The sequence below is a fragment of the Nocardia neocaledoniensis genome (assembly GCF_003182135.1).
Classification (GTDB): Bacteria; Actinomycetota; Actinomycetes; order Mycobacteriales; family Mycobacteriaceae; genus Nocardia; species Nocardia neocaledoniensis.
Genome location: NZ_QGTL01000004.1, coordinates 365840 through 385287, shown reverse-complemented (window position 1 = coordinate 385287; position 19448 = coordinate 365840). Strand labels below are relative to the sequence as shown.

The following is a 19448-nucleotide window of genomic DNA, read 5'->3' as shown; positions in this document are numbered from 1 at the left end:
CGCGGACCCACGATGAAACAGCTGTACGTGGCGGGAGCCTGCGGCCTCGCGGTCTTCGCCGTGATCCTCGCCTTCCTGATGGCCAGGTACCAGGGCTATTTCGTGCCCAAGGTGAACGTCGCCGCCAACCTGTCGACCACCGGTGACGGCCTCCCGTCCGACGCCGACGTGAAGTTCCGCGGCGTGCTCGTCGGCGCGGTCAAGGACGTCGAGATCGTCGACAAGGGCGCGACCCAGAAGGTGAACATCGAGCTCAAGCCCGAGTTCGCCGGCGACATCCCGAGCAACGTCACCGCGCGCGTGGTGCCGAGCAACCTGTTCGCCGTCACCTCGGTCGAACTGGTCTTCAACGGCGCCTCCGACCAGTACCTGCACGAGGGTTCGCAGATCCCCGAGGACCGCAGCCAGGGCACGATCGCGCTGCAGGACACGCTCACCACGGTGCGCGACATCCTCAACGAGGTCGACCCGGTGCAGCTGGGCCGGGTGCTCGGCACCCTCACCCAGGCACTCGACGGCAGCGGCCGCGTCCCCGGTTCGACCATCCAGCGCCTTGACCACTGGCTGACCACGGTCGCCGATGCGGGCCCGAACCTGGGCGGCATGCTCGACAATTTCTCGGCCTCGGCGCACGCGCTCAACCAGTCGGCGCCGGAACTGCTCAACGTGCTCGGCAGCTCGGTGCAGACCGCGAACACCATCGCGACCAAGCGTGATCAGCTGATCGCGTTGCTCGCCGGTGCCAGCGCCACCACCGACCGGGTCAACGACCTGTTCGCGGCCAACCCGGATGTCGGCAAGGAAGTCACCACCGGCATGAACGCCACCCTCGGCGCCCTCGCCTCCGATCCGGCCTCGATCACGACGCTCTTCGACGTGTTCGGTCCCTCGCTGGCACAGCTGAACACGACCTTCCATGGCGGCCCGAGCGGCAAGCAGATGGTGTGGAACGCGGGTCTGACGTTCACCCCGTACAAGCCGAACACCGTGGCCGAGTGCCCGCGCTATGGCGACCTGCTGGGCCCGAGCTGCTTCACCGCGCCCGCCGAGGTGAGCCTGCCGCCGATGCCGGAGAGCGTGCGTCCGCGCGCGCTGGACTCGGCCGCCGGACTGCCGCCGCTGGTGGCGATCCCGGGCATGCCCGCGATCCCCGGCCTCACCACGCCGGGCATCGCGCCGATGCAGACCGCGAACGGCACCGAGGTCAAGCCGTTCGCGGGCACCCCGCTCGAGGGCCTCGTCCCGTCGATCCAGATCCCGGGTCTGCCCGGCATCCTCGGCGGCTCGCCCGCCCCGGCCGCGGCTCCGGCCCCGGCGCCCGCGCCGGTGGAGCCCGCCTCGGCTCCGTCCGGCAAGCCGATCTCCTACCAGGGCGAAGCGGCGATGACGCAACTGCTGGGGCGTAAGCCGACGGCATCCGAATTCCTGCTGCTCGGTCCGATTTTGAAGGGCGGAACCCTGCAAGTGTCCGAAAACGGGGGTGGCGCATGAGCATCCGTAAGCCACTGATCGGGTTCAGTATCTTCGCGCTCGTCTCGATGCTGGTCATCGTGGTCGTGTGGAACACGCTCGCCCGCACGGTCGACGGAGACACCCGCAAGTACACCGCGATCTTCACCGATGTCCTGGGCCTGCGGCCCGGCGACGACGTCCGCATGGCGGGCGTGCGGGTCGGCAAGGTCGAGAAGATCGAGCTCGACGGCAAGAACGACGCCAAGGTCTCGTTCATCGTGCAGAGCGACCAGACGGTCTTCGACGACACCAAAGCCCTTGTCCGCTACCAGAACCTGATCGGCCAGCGCTACGTCGCGCTGACCCCGGGCGACGCGGCCAGCCCGCAGGCGCTCAAGAGCGGGTCGACGATTCCGCTCGAGCGCACCGAACCGTCGTTCGACATCTCGGCGCTGCTCAACGGATTCCAGCCGCTGTTCCAGGCGCTCGAGCCCGCGCAGGTCAACGCGATGTCGGAGACGCTGATCCAGGCACTGCAGGGTGACGGCGTATCACTGTCGTCGTTCATCGTGCAGGCGGCCCAGCTGGCCACCGATTTCCAGCGTCGGGACGCGATTCTGTCCGACGTGATCACCAACCTGTCCGGTGTGATGGCCGGGTTGGCCAAACGAGGGGATGAATTGGAGACCCTGGTTACCCAGACCCGGGCGCTGATCGGCGGGCTCTACGAACAGGGCCAGTCGCTGCAGAACTCGACGGTGATCCTGGCCGACGCCACCACCTCGCTGGTCAGCATGGTCGGCAAGATCCAGCCCCAGCTCGCGGCCGCGCAGAACTCGTCCACCGCGGCGCTGAACCTGCTGCTCGCCAACGGCGCCAAGCTCGACCAGGCCGCGATCGACCTGCCCTCGATGCTCGCCGACCTCGGCCGGATGACCTCCGAGGGCACGCACGCCAACGCCTACCTGTGTGGGCTGGACGTCTCGCTCTACGGCGTGCTGTTCCCGCGCGGCCTGTTCAGCCAGATCGGTGGCAACTCGCACTCGGCGGTGTGCCGATGAGCAAGCTGAAGAGGTCGTTCCTCGGCAACCGCAACTTCTGGCTCGGTGTCATCGGCTCGCTGGTGATCGTGGTGCTGCTGGTCGGTTCGACGATCTACCAGTTCATCGGCATCGGCAGGCAGTCCATCGAGGCGGAGTTCGTGCAGGCCGCCGGCATCAAGACCGGCGACAAGGTGGCGGTCTCGGGTGTCCAGGTCGGCACCGTCACCGGCGCGAAGATCGAGGGCGATCACGTGGTGGTCACCCTCGACGTGGACAACTCGCTGAAGTTCGGGCCCGACGCGCACGCCTCGATCAAGATGGCCACCCTGCTCGGCGCTCGCTACGTCGACCTGAAGCCGGGCGACGGATCGGGCCTGAAGGACGACACGATCCCGCGCACCAACACCGACGTGCCCTACGACATCGCCGATGTCGTGCAGGTCGGCACCCCGAAGTTCGAGGAACTCGACACCAAGAAGCTGGCCGCCTCGCTCAACACCATCAACGGTGAGCTCGGCGATTCCCCGCAGCTGGTCGCGCAGGCGCTCGACAGCGTCGGCGCGCTGGCCAAGGTCGTCGACCGGCGCAAGGGTGAGGTCGACAGCCTGCTCAAGGACCTGAACCGGGTCACCCAGCTGCTGGCCGACAACCGCAACTCCATCCTGCTGGTCATCACCCAGGGCGAGGCCATCGCCAACCGGGTGATGGAGCGGCAGAACCTGCTGCGTCAGCTGCTCGACAACATCGCCACGCTGACCCGTCAGCTGGAGGAGATCGGCGCCGAGAACGGCGGCCAGTTCGCCGGCACCATCGGCCAGCTCAACACGATGGCCGAGGGTCTGCAGAAGAACAAGGACAACCTGGACAAGCTGCTGCAGATCGGTCAGCCCACCGCGCGCTACTTCAACAACGCGCTCGGCAACGGCAACTACGGCGACGTCTCGCTGCCGTGGATCTTCCCCGACAACTGGCTGTGCTTCGTTCAGGTGATTCAGGGGTGCGCAGGATGAAACCGACTTCGACATTCAAGACGCTGGGCCGGTACCTGATGATCGGCGCCACGGCGCTGGCGCTGGGCAGCTGCTCGCTGATGCCCGGCTCGGTGAACGACGCGCTCGGCCGCACGACCAAGATCACCGCGGACTTCGAGAACATCGCGGGTATGTACGAGGGCAACGAGGTCATGGTCCTCGGCCTCGCGGTGGGCAAGGTCGACAAGATCGTCCCCAAGGGCACTTTCGTCGAGGTCCACATGACCATCGACGCGGGCGTGAAGATCCCGAAGGAGGCGATCGCCGCGATCGTCTCGCCCTCGATCGTCACCGACCGGCACATCGAGATCACCCCGCCCTACACCGGTGGTGAGGAGATGGAGTCGGGCCAGCACCTGACCAAGGCCAGCACCAGGACCCCGGTCGAGCTGGACACGATGATCAAGACCATCGACCAGTTCTCCGCTTCGCTCAAGCCCGAGGAGGGTCAGGAAGGTCTCGGTCCGCTCTCTGGCCGGGTGCTCTACCCGGTGCTCAACGGCAACGGGCAGAAGATCCGCGAGACCCTCGACGCGTTGTCGGCGGCACTGAAGGTCGGTGTCGACAACAAGGACGCGATCTCCAACATCATCATCAAGCTCAACGAGCTGACGACGATGCTGGCCGACAACGACCAGTCGGTGCGCGACTTCAGCAACCGGGTGACCGCGATGTCGGGTCTGCTCGCCGAGCAGGCGCCCGGCCTGCAGGCCACCCTGGACCAGCTCAACCAGTTCCTGGCCAACACCTCGACCACCTTCGGCGAGCACGCCGACGAGCTGTCCTCCTCGCTCACGGGGTTGACCACCGTCACCAACCAGTTGCGCGCCAACTCGGGCGCGATGGTCGAGATCGTCGACATCGTGCCGCTGCTGATGCAGAACATCGACGGCGCCATCGACAAGGAGGGCAGGTTCGTCCGGCTGCACGGCCTCATCGGCACCGCGCTCTCCGGCGAAATCGTGAGCGTGTTCTGTGAGCGGGTGCAGATGAAGTCCGATGGCTGCCGCTCCGGGAACATGCAGGACTTCGGCCCCGATTACGGTCTGACCGCCGCACTCCTTGGACTGACGAAATGACGCGACGAATGACGATGAAAGCCCGCCGCGCGGTCGTTGCCGCGGCCGCGGTGGCCACGGTGGCGATCACCTCCGGCTGTGGATTCACCGTGGAGGACCTGCCGCTGCCCAAGCCGGGCGCCGAGGGCGACACCTACACGCTCAACGCGGAGTTCGACAACGCGCTGAACCTGCCCGATCAGGCGAAGGTGAAGATCGGTGGTTCCGATGTCGGGGTGGTCTCCGGCATCTCGACCAAGAACTTCCAGGCCAACATCGTCATGCAGATCAGCAAGGACATCGTGTTGCCCAAGGGCAGCACCGCCGAGCTGCGTCAGGCGACGCCGCTGGGTGACGTGTTCATCGCGCTGTCGAAGCCGAAGAACGATACGAGCGGCGGTGCCTCGCTGCAGGACGGCGACACCCTCACCCGCGAGTTCACCTCGGCCGGCGCGACGGTGGAAGAGCTGCTGATCTCGGTCTCGATGCTGTTCAACGGCGGCGGCGTGGCGAGCCTGAGCCGCCTCGGCACCGAACTCGGTTCGATTCTCAACGGCCAGGGCGGCAACCTGTCGCACCTGATCATGGAGATGACCGGCGTCATCGGCGAACTGAACAACAACAGCGACCGCATCGACACGGTGCTCGGCGAGTTCAACTCGCTGGCCAACACGGTCGAGAACAACAAGGCTCAGCTCGGCCAGGTCGCCGACACCCTGCCGCAGGCCATCGGCGCGATCGCCGAGAACAACAGGGCCATCGGCGATCTGCTCACCAAGGTGTCCACGGCCAGTGCCGCACTCGGTGACTACTCCAACACCACCGGTGATCAGCTCTCCGAGCTGCTCACCAATCTCGACAACCTGATGAACGCGCTCGCCGCGACCGGCGACGATTTCGGTTACGTCCTGGATCAGCTGCACGCGATCCGTCCCGGCGCCAACCAGACCTTCCAGGGAAAGTCGCTCGCTCCGTACGCGACGCTGACCAACCTCGACATCGGGCTGCTGACGGCTCCGGAGAACAGCAAGTTCCCGGACCTCAAGGATGTGAACGATTTCGTCGGCACCTTCATCCAGGTGCTGCAGATCGTTCAGGGCCGGGTGGGAGGCCACCGATGAGCAAGGCGAAGAAGTTCTTCAGCAGCAAGATCGTGCTGGCCAACACCGCGCTGGTGCTGGTGCTGATCGTCGGCGCCACCTACTTGCTGGTGAACGTGATGCGGGTGAATCCGCTGCGCTCCGAGTACGCCGTGACGGTGAACCTGGACCGCTCCGGCGGTCTGCAGCCGGGCAACGACGTGACCCTGCGCGGGCACCGGATCGGCAAGGTCACCTCGGTCGAGCTGATCAACCAGGGGCAGGCGATCGCGGCCAAGGCCCAGATCGACAAGAGCTACAAGATCCCGGTCGACACCATGATCCAGGTGGCGGCGCTCTCGGCCGCGGGCGAGCAGTACATCGACTTCCGCCCGAAGTCCGATGTCGGCCCGTTCCTCGGTGACGGCGCCGTGATCGAGTACAACCCCGATCAGATCAAGACGCCGGTCCCGGTGTGGGCGGTGCTCGACGACACCAGCGCGCTGATCTCGCAGGTGAATCCGCAGCAGTTCAAGACCATCCTGACCGAGCTCGACACCGCGCTCGGCGGCGGTCCCGACCAGCTGCGCGGTCTCATCAACGGCGTCAGCCTGGTCGTCGCCGGTCTGGACAACCTGCTGCCGCAGACGGTGAACCTCATCGCGAACCTGCGGGTGATCGCCGAGACCACCTCGCACGCGCAGCCGGATCTGCAGACCCTGACCAGCAATTCGGGCACATTGTTCACCCAGTTCAACAACGCCAACGCCGAGTTGCAGGGCGTGCTGGACAACTCGCCCGCGCAGTTCGAGGCGCTGGGCGCGGTGCTGGACAAGACCGCCGACCCGATCAGCAGCCTGGCGGCGAACTTCGTCGCCATCACCAAGGCGGCGCAGCTGCGCACGCCCGCGCTGCGGTTGTTGTTCCCGTCGCTGGCGCTGGGTCTCGGGTCGATCAGCGCCCCGGCCCACGACGGCGAGTTCCACACCATCATCGATATCTGGCCCCGCCCGACCTGCTACTACGCGACGGAGTACCGCCGCAACGAAGAGGTCCAGGACGGCACCATTCCGAAGTGGAACTACTGCGTGAACCCGCCCGCCGACCAGCAGATCCGTGGTTCGGCCAACGCGCCGCGGCCGAATGTGCCGAACAACGGCGCGCAGATGCCGCCGGGTGTCGATCCGAACGAACGGACGCCGCTGCCGGTGAAGTGAGTTCTTGCCCCGGTCCGGTCGCTCGCGCACCGGACCGGGCATACTCGCACGAGAAGAGCGTGTGGCCCGGCTCACGGGTCCGCGAAGGAAATCGGTGCGATACGTGTGCCGGGAAAGAGCAGGATTGATTCGATGACCAGCGACGACGCCGAGAGCAAGAAGGACGATGCCACGGCGGACAAGCCCGACCTTGCCAAGTCCGCCCCGACCGTCAAGGGCGCGGCGGCGACTCCGGAGGACGACGCGGCGACCGTGAAAGCGGCCACCGTGTCCGAGGCGCCGGCGGCCACTGCGGCCGCGCCGACCGGGAAATCGAGCTCGACGGGCTGGATCGCCGCTGGTGTCGCCGGTGTGGTCGCGCTCGGCGCGGCCACCGCGGCCGTGGTGTTCTTCCTGCAGAGCAACGACAAGGCCGACAAGCTCGACGCCATCGCGGAGTCGACCAAGGCGGCCTGCGACTACGGCAACATCCTCGCCAACTACGACTACTCGCAGAACCTCGACGGCTACATCGAGCAGATGAAGGCGGGCGCCACCGGCGACTACCTCAAGGAGTTCAGCGACGCCAGCGAGGCGCTCAAGGGCGCGATGGTGCAGGCGCAGGTGAAGTCCCGCGGTGAGGACGTGCAGTGCGCTTACGTCTCGGGCAGCACCGAGGACGTGAAGTCGATGGTCACCATGACCCAGTACCGGACCAACTTCACCCAGACCGAACCCGACCGGATGATGTTCGCCATCGAGATGACCCTCGAGAAGTCCGGCGACAAGTGGCTGGTCAGCAAGCTGGATTCGCCGCTGCTCAAGAACGGTAGCGGGGGCCAGGCCGGCGCCGGCGCCGGCGCGGTGCCGGGCGGTCAGCCCGCCCCCACGCAGGAGGCCCCGGCGCCCGCTCCGGCGCCCGGCAACTGATCGATCCGAAACGCCTCCGGCGGTAGCTGCGCGCTGCCCGCCGGAGGCGTTTTTCGTGCGGACCGTCCCGGTCGTGCCTGCCCGTCAGAACAGGGTGAGTGTTGCCGACGGTGCGGCCGGCTCGACCGGCTTCCCTGAGGTCCGCGGTCTGGGGGTTTCCGGCACCGCGGGCGGGCGGGCGGCGGCTTCGCGCGCGGCCGCGCCGGCCAGGGTGTCGGCCTGTTCGTTGAAGTAGTTGCCCACGTGTCCGCGCACCCAGCGGAAGCGCACCGGGCCCTCGCGGGTGGTGATGGCGCGGTCGATCTGCTTGATGATCTCGACGTTCTTCACGGCGCCGCCGGTGGAGGTGCGCCAGCCGTTGCGTCGCCAGCTGGTGATCCACTCGGACGCGCACTTGATGGCGTAGAGCGAATCGCTCTCGATGAGCATCGGCTCGGCGCCGGGATGGGCGAGGATGGCTTCCAGTACCGCGCGTAGCTCGGCGATCTGGTTCGTTCCGGTGACCGCTCCCCCGCTGGCGGCCGGTCCCTGGTGGTTCACCCAGGCCCAGCCGATGGCACCACCGGGATTACGCAGGCAGGACCCGTCGGTGCTCACGATGATCATGACCGCCACCCTAGGCGATGCGGCCGACAAGATCGGTACCGTGGAATGCCTCTATCTCCCTTCGCAACCGCGACTCCGTCCGGCGCAGTGCCGATCTCGCGACCGCGTCGACGAGGCCGTGGCACAGGCGGCCGAACACACCGCGTGGTGGTGGATAGTCGGCTTCGGAGGTCAGCACCGACCGTTCGTAGCCGAGCGGATCGAACCGCAGGGTCACGGTTCCGTATACCCGCCCACGCAGGGTATACCCGATCACCGCGTTACGCCGGTATTCGGTGATCTCACAGCTGGATCGGACCGGAATCGCCCCGAGGAGACGGACTTTCATCGCGAACGCGGCACCGAGGCCGCGATCGGGATCACCGACGGGTTCGATGGCGCTGACGCCGGTCATCCAATGCGGAACGAACCGGAAGTTCTCGGCGTAGGCGAAGGCGACGTCGACGGGTGCGCCGACGTCGCACGCATACCTGATGTGGTCCATCGGCCCTCCCTGATCACGGATGGGCACAAAAGTACTACAACTATCCTCTTTATTTCCCGCTTTCCGGATCAGAGCTGGTCGACGAGGTATTCCGCGATGGGCATGGCCGAGGTGGCCGCCGGTGACGGCGCGTTGAGCACGTGGATCGACCGCGGGGTGCGCTCGATCAGGAAATCGTGCACCAGACTCCCGTCGCGCAGCACCGCCTGGGCGCGGATCCCGGCCCGATGCGGCAGCAGGTCGGCGACGGTGAGCTCCGGGCAGTACTTGCGGCATTCGGCCAGGTAACCGCGCTTGAACAGCGAATTGCGCAGCTCGCGCGCCCCGGTGCGAACATGGGCGCGCGCGACCCGGTGGAAGCCGGGGAAACCCAGCACGTCGACGGCGTCGCGGGCGCTGACGCTGCCCTTGGCGTAGCCCTCGCGCGCGAGGCCGAGCACCGCGTTCGGCCCGACGGTCAGCTCACCGTCGATGGTCGGGCTCAGGTGCACGCCGAGGAACGGCAGCGCCGGATCGGGTACCGGGTAGATCAGCGTGCGGACCAGGTCGGCCCGCGCGGCGGGCAGTCGGTAGTACTCGCCGCGGAACGGGACGATGCGGAAGTCGGTGCGGATTCCCGCTTTCCGCGCCATCCGGTCGGCCTGTAGGCCCGCGCAGACCACGAGCGTGCGCGTCGTGATCGAGGTCGCCGGGCCGGAAATCGTGACGGTGGCGTCGGTTTCGCCGATCGCCTCGATCGGGGTGTCGAGCAGGACCCGCCCGCCCATGGCCACGACCTGATCGGCCAGCGCTGTCGCGACCTTCGGGTAGTCGATGATGCCGGTGCTGGGCACGAACAGCGCGCCGACACCGGTGATCCTCGGTTCGCGCCGCGCCAGCTCGGCGGCGTCGATGGCCTCGACATCGACGCCGTTGGTGATCGAGCGCTCGTAGAGGTCGCGCATCCGCGCCAGCTCGGCGGAGTCTGTGGCCACCAGCAGTTTTCCGCATTCGCGGAACGGAATGTCGTTGGCGGCGGCGAATTCCTTATTCCAGGCCGCGCCCGCCCGGCACAATCGCGCCTTGAGGCTGTCGGGCGGGTAGTAGATGCCCGAGTGGATGACGCCGCTGTTGTGTCCGGTCTGATGGGCGGCGAGGGCCGATTCCTTCTCGACCAGCGCCAAACTCGCGCCGGGGAACTTCGTCAGCATACGGTGTGCGGTCGCCACGCCGACGATGCCGCCGCCGAGCACGCAGAAGTCGTACACACCGTCGCCGGTGCCGCCAGAACTCACACGCCGACGGTAGTCGGCGCCTCGTCGGCCGGTGCCTCGGCCTGCTCGTCGGCCGGTTCCGCCGCGGCCGTCGTCTGGTCGGCGGGCGCGGTGCCCGGCTTCTGGATCCGTTCGACGCGCAGCGTGTGGCTGCCCAGCGCCGGGTCGGACAGCACGAACATCAATTCGCCGCGTCGCGTGTCGAGTTCGGTGCGCAGCGCGGTGACCCCCGCCGGATCGGCCGTCACGCCAAGGTATTTCGAGGCGATGGTCACCACGTTGGTGTCGACGGTGAACGAGATCGTGTCGGTGCGCGCGGGCGCGACCTGCGCGCCGACGTAGGTGGTGCCGATGCGCAGCCGCCCGGCCAGGGTCGAATCATTCGGCGCCGCGGCGGTGGTGGAGCGCTGGGTCGTCACCGGGGTCGGGACCGGCGCGGAGGGCGCTCGCTCGGTGAACACGGCCAGCTGGACGAAATCGCTGGTGAACCGCGGCGATCCGCCCTCGGCGAGGGTGGGCTGATGCCCTCCCGGCGCGGGCGCCGATCCGGGTTCCGCGTGTTCGCGGGTGGGCGCGGGGGCGAGCTCGGGCATGTTGTTGACGATGTAGGCGCCCGCGGCGACGGTCAGGCAGAGACTGGCCGCGCCGGCGACGACGGTGGCGGACAGACGCGCGATCTGCGCAGGTCGATGTGCGGTCATGATGCGGGTCCTTCCTGTGCCTGTGGGTGTACCCGAGGGACGGGGCCCGCATCGTTGAAAGCCACGCGTTGATTTCCACGGTACGGGGTGCTAGCTAGAGTTAGCACTCTCCATGGATGTGATCAGGCACACACCTGGACGGGCGACCTATAGGGCCTGGTCAGCACGGTCCCGCGCGGCCGCCGTTGTTTCTCACATCACTCGATGGGTAACCCATCAGAGCAGGCGAGCGTCATTCGCGACTGCCACGGAGGTCAGCCCCCGGCCAACGAAGTCCGGGGCAGTCGGCACGAATGGCGCTCAGAGACTGGCGCTCGCCTGTACCTTCCGCCGATCAGGCGAACTGGCCCGCCGCCCGGCCCTCGCCGGGCGGGCCCGCGAAGGCCTGGGCGATGGTGAGCCAGTGCTCGGCGTCGGGGCCCTCGGTGGCCAGTGCGGTGTCGTCGCGATGGCGGCGCTGGGTGGTGACCAGGCAGAAGTCGAGAGCCGGGCCGGTGACGCGCTGCTTCGCGTCCTCGGGGCCCCAGGTCCACAGGCTGCCGTCGGGTGCGGTCAGCTCCACCCGGAATTCCTCGCTCGGCCCGGACTCCCCGTGCACGGTGTAGGCGAAGTTCCTGGTGCGGACGCTGATGTGGGCGACGGTGCGCAACCGTGCGGTGGGCGTGCGGTCGACGCCGAGCGCGTCGGCCACGTCCTGACCGTGCGCCCACGTCTCCATGATGCGCGCCGAGATCATCGACGCCGGGCTCATCGGCGGGCCGAACCACGGCAGTTTGGTGCCCGCGGGCACGGCGGCCAGCGCGGCGATCAGCGCGGCGCGGCCGGTCCGCCAGCGCTCGAGCAGCTCGGCGGGCGGGGTCTTGGCCACTTCCTCGGCGGCCTCGTCGACGAAGGTGAACATCTTCGGCGCCGCCTCGGTGAGCAGCTTCGTGAAGGTCTCCCCGTCGGTGGCGGCGATCACCGACACCTCGTCGGTCCAGGTCAGGTGGGCGATCTGGGTGGTGATGTCCCAGCCGGGCGCCGGGGTGGCGGTGCGCCACTGCTCGGCGGTCAGCGGCGCGACGAGGTGTTCCAGGTCCGCGCATTCGGCGGCGAAGTCGTCGAGCAACGGTGCGAGGTCAGCCATCTGTTCCCTTGCCGATCATGGCGCGGTCAGGTCCGGCGCGCCTCGCCACCAAGAATCTCAGCGGGCCGAGAAAAATGCAAGCACGCGTGCTTGTTATTCGTGGGCTACCAACCGAAGGTGATCAGGTGGATCGCGCCGACGCCGAGGCCGAGCACGCCGCCGTGCAGGTAGAGCAGCCACGCGTCCTGTTCCACCGAGGCGTAGAACATCTCCATGAACTCGCCCGGCGTCAGTTTCTGCAGCTTGCGGCCGGCGAAGGCGTCGATCTTCTTCGCCTGCTCGAGCACGAACTTCTCGTCGTCGACCATGCCGGGCGCCAGGCTCAGGCCCGCGCCCGCGCCCGCGAGGGCCAGGTTGTCGTAGCCCTTGCGCCCGATCGCGGCGCGGACCATGAAGGCCGTCGGCCCGAGCTGCTCGCGGATCTCCTCGGCCACCACCCGCTCGATGAGCTGCTTGGTCTTGTCCCCGTTCGGGCCCGCGAGCAGCTCGTTCGACAGGTTCTCCACGGTCAGCACCTGGTAGGCCAGGATGTGGGCGAGGTCGGTCGCCGCCTGCGGCTGCCGCTTGGCCAGCAGCGCCTGGCGCCACAGGTACTTGTAGCGCGGCTGCGGATCGCCCGGCTCGAACACCATCTTGATCGCGATCACGTTCACGATCACGCCGATCGCCGCCGAGGCCAGCAGCACGATCACCCACGCGGGCACCAGGCCCCAGTACGGGATCTGCGGGTGAACGTGCAGGTACAGCGCCAGCGCGAGACCGAACGGCGCGCCGAGCAGGCCGATCCGGACCATGAACTTCAGTTCCGGCGCCGCGATGGTCGTGGTCAGGTCCTTGAGGATCGACGGATTCTTCTCCAGGTACCGGATGACGAAGTTCTTCACGTCGAGCAGCTGGTCGATGTTGTCGCCGAGGCTGGTGAACGCGCGCCTGCACAGCGCGGGTAGCTGTCGGTCGACGCGCTGGTACACGGCCTGCTTCACCGGCCGGGGCAGCGACCGCCACAGGTCGGGGTTCTCCCGGTACATGATCTCGTCGACGATCGGTTGCACCTGGTCGCGGGCGCGTTCGGCGAGATAGTCGCCGATCCCGTCCAGGTCGAGTTCGTGGATGAAGTCGCGGGGACTGCCGATGCGCATCAGCGCCTTGTCCACGCAGATGCTGGCCATCTTCTCGGAGCGGGCCGGGATGAAGCCCTGGAAGCCGAGCCTGCGCCCGTCACCGGAGAAGGTGGGCAGCACCTGAACCCGACGCGGCAGGTACGGGTAGAGCACGTGCAGCCCCGGCACGCGGAAGCCCTTGAACTGGATCGGCCAGAACAGCATGAGCACGCCGGTCCAGTTGGTGAGCCAGCCGGCCAATGCGGCGAAGATCGGAAAACTGATCAGCTCGACGACGAACTTCGACTGCCCCGTCAGCTCTTCCCAGTCGATGAAGAGTCCGGAGGCCAGTGTGGTCATCGAGGAGCCCCCTAGTGCTGACGCGCGAAAACGTGAAGAACGTGAGGATAAGGCAATCACATTCTGACCGGTCGCGACGGGGTGTCAACGGATCGAGCGTCTGTCGCGGGCGGTCGCGCGCCCGCCGCGGCGATAGGCTGGGGGTGCTGATCGAACCGAAAATCCGCGTCACCCGTTCTTGCCGCCGTCGCACGCAGAGGGAGTCGTCGTGAGCAGTGTTCCGCGCAATCATCTCGATCGTCCGGTCGCCGTCGTCGGGGCGGGCACCCTGGGCAGACGTATCGCGCTGATGTTCGCCACCAGGGGCGGGCTCGTGCGCATCACCGATCCGGGGGCGGAACAGGGCGCCGCCGCGGTCGCCTTCGTCGAGGAGCAGCTCTCCGACGTGGCCGCGAAGGTGCCGGGCGGCTCGCCGGGCACGGTCGAGTACGTACCGGAGCAGGCCGCCGCGGTGGCAGGCGCCTGGCTGGTGGTCGAGGCCGTGCCGGAGGTGCTGGAGCTGAAGAAGAAGATCTTCGCCCAGCTCGAGGGCGACGCCGACGCCGACGCGATTCTGGCGTCGAATTCCTCGTCGTACGCCAGCCGGTTGTTCACCGAGGGATTGGCGACGGCCGACCGGATGCTCAACACGCATTTCTACATGCCGCCCGGTTCGACCGTGCTCGATGTGATGTCCGACGGCGTGACCTCGCCCGAGATACTGGAATTCGTGCTGAAGACGTTCCCGGACTACGGATTACATCCGTTCCTGGTCCGCAAGGAGAGCACCGGCTTCATCTTCAATCGCATCTGGGCGGCGATCAAACGCGAGGCGCTCGAGGTCGTCTACGAAGGCGTTTCGGTCCCGAAAGACGTCGACGAGATGTTCGCGCGCAATTTCGGCACGCAGGCCGGGCCGTTCCGGATGATGGACCAGGTCGGCCTCGACGTCGTCCTCGATATCGAGGACCACTACGCGAAGGAGAACCCGAATCTGCCCGCGGGCCCGCGCGAACTCCTGCACCGCTATGTGGACGCGGGCAAGCTCGGCGTGAAGACGGGCGTCGGCTTCTACGACGACTACCCGAAGCCGAACCGATGACCGAGCTGCTGGCGCTGGACCTGAAAGCCCGTGCGATGCACGCGGTCTCGCTCGGCACGGGCGCGCTGCGCACCGTCGTCGAGGACCTGGACGAGTTCCCCGACGGCGTGGTGGTCGACCAGCTGCGCGGCCACATCTACTGGACCAACATGGGCAGGCCCGATCCCGGCGCCGCGCCTGGCACCGAACCGGAGTTCTTCACCCGCAACGGTTCGATCGAGCGGGTCGACCTCGACGGCGGCAATCGCACCAGGATCGTGCCGGTCGGCGCGTTCACCACCGGCAAGCAGCTCACCGCCGACTTCGAATCGGGCAGGCTGTACTGGTGCGACCGCGAGGGCATGGCGGTGCTCAGCTGCGATCTCGACGGCGGGGACCTGCGCCCGATCGTGGTCACCGGCCGGAGCGAGGCGGACGCGCGGGTGCCGCGGAACTGGTGCGTCGGGATCTGCCTGGACATGGATCGCCGCCTGGTCTATTGGACGCAGAAGGGCGCGGCCAAGGCGGGCGACGGCCGGATCTTCCGCGCCCCGATCGACCTCCCGGACGGTGCGGGCGCCGCCGACCGCACCGATCTCGAGCTGCTGTGGCAGGACCTGCCGGAACCGATCGACCTGGAATTGCACGGCGCGAGCCACCTGGTCTGGACCGACCGCGGCGCCGGCCCGCACGGCAACGCGCTCTACGCCGCCACGGTGCAGCCCGAGGTCGGCACGCCGAAGGTGCTCTCGACCGGCTATCGCGAGGCCATCGGGCTGGCCGGCCTCGGCAGTGCCTTCTATGTGAGCGATCTCGGTGGCTCGATCCGGTTCGTCGACGTCGGGCGCGGCACCGATACCGAACTGGTCCGGATCGGCAATCCGCTGACCGGCCTCGCGCTGGCCGACCTCTAGGGCGTCTGCGCGCGCAGCACCACGTGCAGCGCGATCGTCACGCAGCGCCCGATCAGGAACTCCGGCGCCCGCAGCCCGAGCAGGCGGCGGTCGAGCACGGCCTCAGCGCTCACCGTCACGGTGTCGGTGCCGAGGGCGAACTTGGTGACGGTGAAGACCAACGGCACGTCGCGCCCCCGCACGGTGGCGACCCCGGCGACCCGCCATTCGCCGTCGGTGCCGGTGATGTCGTCGGCGACGAAGCTCATCACCGGGTGCCGGTCGAGGTCGAGCAGGCGTGGTTTGCGCAGGTCACGGTCGCGCCGGGCGTTGCCGGTGTCGATCGCGGCGAGGTCGACGGCGCCGCTGACGGTCGCGGGTTGCCCGTCCGGGCCGAGCGTGAGCCTGCCGTCGAGCACCGGGATCGAGCCGCCCACGGTGTGCCCGAAGTGCCCGACCCGGAAGTGCGCGGTGCTGTCCTGCGGTGCGGCCGCCCAGCGCACGCAGCGGCGCTCGCCCAGCATGATCCAGTTCATGACCGTGTCCCTTCGGCGTAGATGTCGGCGGTGTCGCGGTGGCGCAGCACCGGATAGATCTCGACCCGGTCCGGGCCGGGCAGCAGCTCCGGGTCCTCGCCCGGCAGCAGCTCGGTGGCGAGGATCGCGTCGCGCACCGCGTGCAGCGCCGCCTCGGTCTCGCCGAAACCGATCACCACGCCGGACCCGTCGTCGCGGCGCAGTTCGTAGTAGTCGACCAGTCCCGGCACGGTGGCCAGCGCGGGAGCGATGCGGTGGGTCGCCGCGAAGTCGGCGGCGGCCAGCTCGGCCTCGGTGCGTGGCCGGTCGAACCAGACAAGGTGTGCGTACATGATTTTCAGCTCCTGACCTCGGGAATTCGGTGCTTCCAGCCTCGCCGCAGCGACGCCGCGCCGGATCAGTGCCAGTACGCATTCGCGGTACTGAACTTCGCGCGATACTTGGCAGGTGCAGACTCCGGCGGTCGGGCGGCATCAGGAGATCGCGCTGCTGCGCGCGGCCGTGCTGTCCGCCGCGGGCGGCGCGAGCCGCTTCGTGCTGATCAGTGGTCCCGCCGGGATCGGTAAGTCGTGGCTGGCCGAACGCGCGGTAGAACTCGCCGCGGAGGCGGGCCTGCGGGTCGCGCGGGGCAACGCGCTCGACGACGCGGGGATGCCGCCGCTGTGGCCGTGGCGCCGCGCCGCCCGCGAGCTGCCGGAGCTGGCCGCCGCGCTCGACACCGTCACCGAGCCGGGCGGTGGCGCGGCCGCGCAGCGTTTCCGGATGTTCACCGAGGTCGCCGACGTGCTGGCGGCCGAGCCAGGGCTGCTGCTCGTCCTCGAGGATCTGCACTGGGCCGACCCCACCTCGCTCGCGCTGCTCACCCACGTGGTCACCCAGACGCCGCGGGCCGCACTGCTCATCGTCGGTACCGCACGGGAGCCGGCGGAGGAGCCGCTGCTCGATCAGCAGGCCGAGTGGTTGCGCGTGCCTCATGCGCGAGCACTGTCGGTGCCGGGGCTCACCGCGCCCGAGGTTCGATACTGGCTCGAACAGCTCGGTCTGCCCATCGATCTCGCCGCCGGTCTGCGCGAACGTACCGAGGGGAACCCGCTGCTGGTCCGGCTGATCGTGGAATCCGGTGTGGCCGAACGCGGTTGCGATGCCGAGGCCGTACTCGCCGTGCCCGGTGTGCGCAGATTGGTGCTGGCTCGGCTCGATCGGCTCGCCCCGGCGGTGGTCGAGGTGCTCGGCGCCGCGAGCGTGCTCGGCGAACGCATAGATCTCGCGTTGCTGGTCGGCGTAGCAGAGCAGGTCTCCAGCGAAAAACGCGAGGCCGCAAGTGCTTTGCCCGAACCGGGGCCGCTTGCCTTTACGGTCGACGGCCTGAGCCGCAGTGCCGACGACGAGCGTCGGCCTGCGCGTGATCCGGTACCCGGCGGTGCGGCCTCGAACGCCGCGGACGAGCGTCGGTCGGCGCGTGATCCGGCGCCCGGCGGCGCGGCTTCGGACGCTGCCGACTCGCGTCGCATCGGGCGCCGACACGGCGAGGATGGTCGGCGCGCGGGCGATCGGGCCGGCGAGGGTGTCGTGTCCGCAGCCATCGACGCCGCTGAATCCGCGGGGATCGTGCGCCGATTCACCGACGGGACAACAGCGTTCACGCACGCACTGGTGCGCGACGCGGTGTACGCCGACCTCGGACCCGCACGCCGCCGCGCCCTGCACCTCGCGGCCGCGCGGGTCTTGGACGAACGCGGCGGCCCTGATTCCGCGATCGCGGGCGCCATCGCGACACACTGGCGAAACGCCGACTTGTCCGCGCCCGACGCCGCGCACTGGGCCAGGAGGGCGGCCCGTGCCGCGCGCACCGCAGCCGCCTATCCCGAGGCGATCCGCTTCGGGCAGTGGGCGCTCGAGTCGGTGGGTGACTCCGCGCCCGAACCGGAGCAGGGCGAACTCCTCATCGAGCTCGCCGGCGACGAGTTCGCCGCCGGCCACATCGCCGACAGTCTCGACCACTGTGAGCGGGCCGCGGCACTCGCCGAACAGTCAGGCAGACCCGATCTGCTCGCCAGGGCCGCGCTGGTGGTGCACGGCGTCACCACGCCCACGGTCATGACGCGGCTCGATCAACTCTGCGCAGCCGCGCTGCGGCGACTCGAACCGGGGCAGCACGATGATCTCATCGCGCGCATCCTGGCCAGGGTGGCGCTGTCGGCGGCCGATCGCGGCGCGGGCGCCGAGGCGCGGGCCCTGTCGGAGCGGGCCATGCGCGCCGCGGGCCGGTCCACCGACCCCGACGTGGTGCTCGACGCCATCCACGCCAGACACCTCTCGCTGGCCTCGACCGAGTTCCTCGAGGAGCGAACCGCTCTGGCGGCCAGGGCGATCGAGATCGCGGTCGACGCCGAGCAGCCGCTGGCCCAACTCTGGGGACACGTGTGGACAGCCGACGCGAGCCTGCAACGCGGCGACCTCACCGCCTTCGACGACGCGCTCGACCGCATCGCGCTGCTCGCCGAACGCCGCCGCCTGCCGATCGCGCGCTGGCACCTGCTCCGGCTGCGCGCCACCAGGTCGGTGCTGGTCGGCGAGTTCGCCGCGGGGCTCGAATTCGACGGCGCCGCCCATGAATTGGCGCTGGGCATCGGCGATTTCTCCCTGGCCGGGCTACACCATGCCTTTCGTGGGATGTACGCGGCGATCCTCGGCGAGGTCGACCGGAGCGAGATGACCGCCGCCGTCGAGGCACTGGCCTTCGCCCCGAAAATCCCCATCGCTCAACTCTTCACGCCGATGATGCTCGCCCTGGCCGGTGACCTCGACGAGGCCCGCGCCCGATTCGAGCCCTTCCGCGATCTGCCCGACACCCTCGAGCGCGGTCCGCGCTGGTCCGGCACCGTGTTCTCGGTCGGCCTGATCGCGCAGCTGCTCGACGATGCCGAGACCGCCGACCGCGTCTACCGCGCTCAAGCGGGTCAGGAGCCGTATTACTCGGCCGACGGCACCGGCGCCCTCATCTGTGTGAGCTCGCTGGCCCGCGTGCGTGCCGACAACGCCCGGGTCGCGGGCCACCTCGACGCCGCGGTCGAGCTGTACCGGCAGGGCCTGGTCATGGACACCAGGATCGGCGCGCTGCCCTTCGTCGCCCTCGGCCACCTCGGCCTGGGCCGCACCCTGCTGGCCCGCACCGAGCTGCCCGCCGCGCGCGAGCACGCCGAGCGGGCCGCCGCCGGTTTCCGCCGCCTCGGCATGACCCACCGCCTGGCCACTGCCGACGCCCTGCTGACCGAGATCGCCGCGGCCGCCCGCACCACCGATCCCCTCACCCGCAGGGAGCGCGAGATCGCCGACCTCGTCGCCACCGGCCTGACCAACCGCGAAATCGCCACCCGCCTCGTCCTTTCCGAGCGCACGGTCGAGACCCACGTCCGCAACATCCTCGCCAAGCTCGGCATCACCAATCGCCTGGAGATTGTCCGGGGAGCGCGCTAGCTCGCGGCCCCGGCCGTGGTCGGGCATCGGGGTTACAGTGACCGGGCGAACCCCGGGCCGCCG

At 68.7% G+C, this 19448-nt stretch carries 18 protein-coding genes; 10 read left to right on the top strand and 8 right to left on the bottom strand.

All coding sequences use genetic code 11. The features are described from left to right. Positions 1-12: 12 nt before the first annotated feature. From DFR69_RS13750 to DFR69_RS13720, 7 genes are all read left to right on the top strand, one after another. On the top strand, positions 13-1491 hold the full coding sequence (locus tag DFR69_RS13750) for an MlaD family protein (RefSeq protein ID WP_110037902.1): 1479 nt from the start codon (positions 13-15) through the stop codon (positions 1489-1491). After that, positions 1488-2513 (top strand): MCE family protein, encoded by a 1026-nt coding sequence (locus DFR69_RS13745; RefSeq protein WP_110037901.1) that lies wholly within the window; start codon positions 1488-1490, stop codon positions 2511-2513. The genes DFR69_RS13750 and DFR69_RS13745 overlap by 4 nt, the downstream gene beginning before the upstream one ends. After that, the gene (locus DFR69_RS13740) at positions 2510-3505 is read left to right on the top strand and encodes an MCE family protein (RefSeq protein ID WP_110038278.1); all 996 of its coding nucleotides are present in this window, start codon (positions 2510-2512) and stop codon (positions 3503-3505) included. The genes DFR69_RS13745 and DFR69_RS13740 overlap by 4 nt, the downstream gene beginning before the upstream one ends. Beyond that, a complete protein-coding gene (locus DFR69_RS13735) occupies positions 3502-4605 on the top strand; it encodes an MlaD family protein (protein ID WP_110037900.1) in 1104 nt (367 codons plus the stop codon). The genes DFR69_RS13740 and DFR69_RS13735 overlap by 4 nt, the downstream gene beginning before the upstream one ends. Beyond that, the gene (locus DFR69_RS13730) at positions 4602-5705 is read left to right on the top strand and encodes an MCE family protein (protein WP_244198239.1); all 1104 of its coding nucleotides are present in this window, start codon (positions 4602-4604) and stop codon (positions 5703-5705) included. Before DFR69_RS13735 ends, DFR69_RS13730 begins: the two co-directional genes overlap by 4 nt. Continuing rightward, positions 5702-6880, top strand: a complete 1179-nt coding sequence (locus tag DFR69_RS13725; protein WP_110037898.1) for an MlaD family protein — start codon at positions 5702-5704, stop codon at positions 6878-6880. The genes DFR69_RS13730 and DFR69_RS13725 overlap by 4 nt, the downstream gene beginning before the upstream one ends. Before the next feature lie 132 nt (positions 6881-7012). Next, positions 7013-7789 (top strand): hypothetical protein, encoded by a 777-nt coding sequence (locus DFR69_RS13720; RefSeq protein ID WP_110037897.1) that lies wholly within the window; start codon positions 7013-7015, stop codon positions 7787-7789. A gap of 84 nt (positions 7790-7873) precedes the next feature. Here the strand turns inward: DFR69_RS13720 and DFR69_RS13715 are convergent, their stop codons facing one another. The 6 genes from DFR69_RS13715 to DFR69_RS13690 form a co-directional block, all read right to left on the bottom strand. After that, positions 7874-8395: a ribonuclease H family protein gene (locus tag DFR69_RS13715; protein WP_110038277.1), complete on the bottom strand. Its 522-nt coding sequence runs from the start codon at positions 8393-8395 to the stop codon at positions 7874-7876. A gap of 10 nt (positions 8396-8405) precedes the next feature. Further along, on the bottom strand, positions 8406-8879 hold the full coding sequence (locus tag DFR69_RS13710) for an SRPBCC family protein (protein ID WP_110037896.1): 474 nt from the start codon (positions 8877-8879) through the stop codon (positions 8406-8408). Between the two features lie 68 nt (positions 8880-8947). Beyond that, the gene (gene lhgO, locus DFR69_RS13705; protein WP_110037895.1) at positions 8948-10153 is read right to left on the bottom strand and encodes an L-2-hydroxyglutarate oxidase; all 1206 of its coding nucleotides are present in this window, start codon (positions 10151-10153) and stop codon (positions 8948-8950) included. After that, positions 10150-10833 carry a hypothetical protein gene (locus DFR69_RS13700; RefSeq protein ID WP_110037894.1) on the bottom strand — a complete coding sequence of 228 codons (684 nt, stop codon included), beginning with the start codon at positions 10831-10833 and terminating at the stop codon, positions 10150-10152. Before DFR69_RS13700 ends, lhgO begins: the two co-directional genes overlap by 4 nt. Positions 10834-11167: 334 nt before the next feature. After that, a complete protein-coding gene (locus DFR69_RS13695) occupies positions 11168-11959 on the bottom strand; it encodes a TIGR03084 family metal-binding protein (RefSeq protein WP_110037893.1) in 792 nt (263 codons plus the stop codon). A 104-nt stretch (positions 11960-12063) separates the two neighbouring features. Continuing rightward, the gene (locus DFR69_RS13690) at positions 12064-13419 is read right to left on the bottom strand and encodes a DUF445 domain-containing protein (RefSeq protein WP_110037892.1); all 1356 of its coding nucleotides are present in this window, start codon (positions 13417-13419) and stop codon (positions 12064-12066) included. A 208-nt stretch (positions 13420-13627) separates the two neighbouring features. Between DFR69_RS13690 and DFR69_RS13685 the strand changes: the two genes are divergently transcribed. Further along, the gene (locus tag DFR69_RS13685) at positions 13628-14500 is read left to right on the top strand and encodes a 3-hydroxyacyl-CoA dehydrogenase family protein (RefSeq protein WP_244198238.1); all 873 of its coding nucleotides are present in this window, start codon (positions 13628-13630) and stop codon (positions 14498-14500) included. Beyond that, positions 14497-15393, top strand: a complete 897-nt coding sequence (locus DFR69_RS13680; RefSeq protein WP_110037891.1) for a hypothetical protein — start codon at positions 14497-14499, stop codon at positions 15391-15393. Before DFR69_RS13685 ends, DFR69_RS13680 begins: the two co-directional genes overlap by 4 nt. Here the strand turns inward: DFR69_RS13680 and DFR69_RS13675 are convergent. After that, a complete protein-coding gene (locus tag DFR69_RS13675) occupies positions 15390-15908 on the bottom strand; it encodes a YceI family protein (RefSeq protein ID WP_110037890.1) in 519 nt (172 codons plus the stop codon). The two genes, DFR69_RS13680 and DFR69_RS13675, sit on opposite strands and share 4 nt — an antisense overlap. Then, positions 15905-16240 carry a hypothetical protein gene (locus DFR69_RS13670; RefSeq protein WP_110037889.1) on the bottom strand — a complete coding sequence of 112 codons (336 nt, stop codon included), beginning with the start codon at positions 16238-16240 and terminating at the stop codon, positions 15905-15907. The genes DFR69_RS13675 and DFR69_RS13670 overlap by 4 nt, the downstream gene beginning before the upstream one ends. Before the next feature lie 115 nt (positions 16241-16355). Here DFR69_RS13670 and DFR69_RS13665 point away from each other — a divergent pair, with 115 nt between their 5' ends. Beyond that, positions 16356-19385 carry an ATP-binding protein gene (locus tag DFR69_RS13665; RefSeq protein ID WP_110037888.1) on the top strand — a complete coding sequence of 1010 codons (3030 nt, stop codon included), beginning with the start codon at positions 16356-16358 and terminating at the stop codon, positions 19383-19385. Positions 19386-19448: the final 63 nt, after the last annotated feature.